Below are 2,031 nucleotides of genomic sequence, written 5' to 3' on the forward strand. Positions count from 1 at the left end.
GATTTGTACATAAGCGATTTTCCTTTCGTGATGTCGGAGATCATTGGTTGTCTGGATTATTTGGAAATACAAAACAAAGTGAGTAAAAAGTGGATTGGTGAAGTTTGGCATTATTATGTTATTTAAAACATGGGTAAGAACATTAAAAGAGAGAGCCGCGCCTAGCGCGTTTTTTTTATTTTTATGGAGGTAAGTTTTCGATAATATTCATTCATCACCCAAACAGGTACTATAAAAAGATATGACTGTAAATATTTCCAAATGTAACCTAGACTAAAGGCTAATGGTTGTTAATTATTCGGGAACAGGTGATGATATATGTTCGTAGTTTTTGTTGTCATTTTGAGTTTATTAGCTTTAGTAGTTGCTGGAATAACTCAAACGGTAGTAAATAGACGAAATAGGGTAGCTATAGTGTCCGTTGAAGTCATCGTTTCTGTTGGCCTTCCAATCTTACTTTTTAATCTTTACGAAAAATGGTTTTCGGACTACTATAGCCATGGATTTTTTGCCGGCCTGGGTGCACTAGTGGCAGCTGCCGTGATGTTAATTGTTAATTTGGTACTTTTAACTCCAATGCTCAATCTATTATCTAAAAAATATGCAGATGACCATAGTAGAATAATACTTGTTCTAATAATCCCAATTATAATGTTTTCTGCTTTTGGGCAACTTTGCTTTTTGGTTTTAATGGGTTAAGGGAGTAGAAGGTACTACAGTATAGGCCCTAGGGAACCAAACTCAGTTATTTCCAAAAAATTCAAAATTATATCATGTAGTACTGAACTTGACGATGCTTTTTTTAGAAGCGGTAGATGATTATTGCTGTATTGACTATGACATTAGCGTTACCGTCTATACTTGTGATATCAAATGGAAAAGACGGTGAGCGAATGGAACAACAAAGTCTTGTAGTGCTAGGTATATCGGGAAGTCTTCGCAAGCAATCGACCAATTCAAGGCTGCTTACAGTCATTGAAGGAATATTGCCCACAGGAGTGGAGTTTCGTTTGTACGATGGGTTGGCGAGTTTACCGCATTTCAACCCAGACTTAGACAGTGACGACGTCGTACCGCATGAGGCGGTATACGAATGGAGAGACCAGTTACGGTCAGCAGATGCGATCATTATCTGTACGCCGGAGTATGCGCGTGGAGTGCCAGGCTCGCTCAAGAACGGACTCGACTGGATTGTCTCTTCTGGTGAATTCATTAATAAGCCTACAGCGGTTATCAGTGCCTCCCCTCATGAGGATGGCGGCAAGACAGCACTAGCATCTTTAGTACTGACACTCAAAATGATGAGCGCAGCGATACCCGACGAAGCAACGCTCGTTGTTCCGTTTGTCAGTAAGAAACTCAGTTCTGATGGGAGTGTGGTGGACGTGAATACCGAGACATCACTTCACAACCTGTTTCGGGTGCTGATGCAGGCTTTGAGATAACATTGTATATAATAGCCAAGCTGAGAAAAGGACAACTTGTGTGGAAGTAAGGTATTTCTTGCATGGGTTATATACTAATTGTGTAATTTAGCTTTTTCCATGTTCCAAATTGTTGTATTATCTAATTAGATGATTAACTAATTAGATAAACGATAAATTTAAGGGGCGTGATAAAAATGAACACTAATTTTTACATGGTTAGACATGCAATAAAAGAAAAGGATGTTGGTGATGTCTCAATAACTACGGAAGGTTTAGAGCAGGCAGATTTGACAGCGAGACATTTCAGGGGAATTCCTATATCTAGGATTTTTTGTAGTCCACTGAACAGAGCCAAACAAACCGCCCACATTATTGGGAAAGCATCACAAATACCAATTCTAGTGGATACTCGCTTGCGAGAACGTGCTAACTGGGGAGACATGCCAGATCAAACCTTCGAGCAGTTTGTTGAAATTTGGGACCGATGCACAAAGGAACGTAACTTTATTCCTCCATTTGGAGATTCTGCAAGTCAGGCAGGTGAGCGGTTGGCTTTTTGCTTAAAAGAACTCTCCACCCAATACCCTCATGAATGCATGGTAAT

At 39.8% G+C, this 2,031-nt stretch carries 3 protein-coding genes; all 3 read left to right on the plus strand.

Going from position 1 to position 2,031, the window contains the following annotated elements; all coding sequences use genetic code 11:
* Positions 1–318: 318 nt before the first annotated feature.
* Positions 319–699 carry a hypothetical protein gene (locus AC1DUA_RS35235; protein WP_477504163.1) on the plus strand — a complete coding sequence of 127 codons (381 nt, stop codon included), beginning with the start codon at positions 319–321 and terminating at the stop codon, positions 697–699.
* A 194-nt stretch (positions 700–893) separates the two neighbouring features.
* Positions 894–1,445: an NADPH-dependent FMN reductase gene (locus AC1DUA_RS35240; protein ID WP_477504164.1), complete on the plus strand. Its 552-nt coding sequence runs from the start codon at positions 894–896 to the stop codon at positions 1,443–1,445.
* 176 nt (positions 1,446–1,621) lie between these two features.
* On the plus strand, positions 1,622–2,031 hold a 410-nt coding region (locus AC1DUA_RS35245; protein WP_477504165.1), incomplete at its 3' end, for a histidine phosphatase family protein.

This window comes from Paenibacillus sp. 01T422 (assembly GCF_056398785.1).

Coding starts and splice junctions, on each gene's coding strand:
- AC1DUA_RS35235 (WP_477504163.1), top strand. CDS start 319: ATGTTCGTAGTTTTTGTTGTCATTTTGAGTTTATTAGCTTTAGTAGTT.
- AC1DUA_RS35240 (WP_477504164.1), top strand. CDS start 894: ATGGAACAACAAAGTCTTGTAGTGCTAGGTATATCGGGAAGTCTTCGC.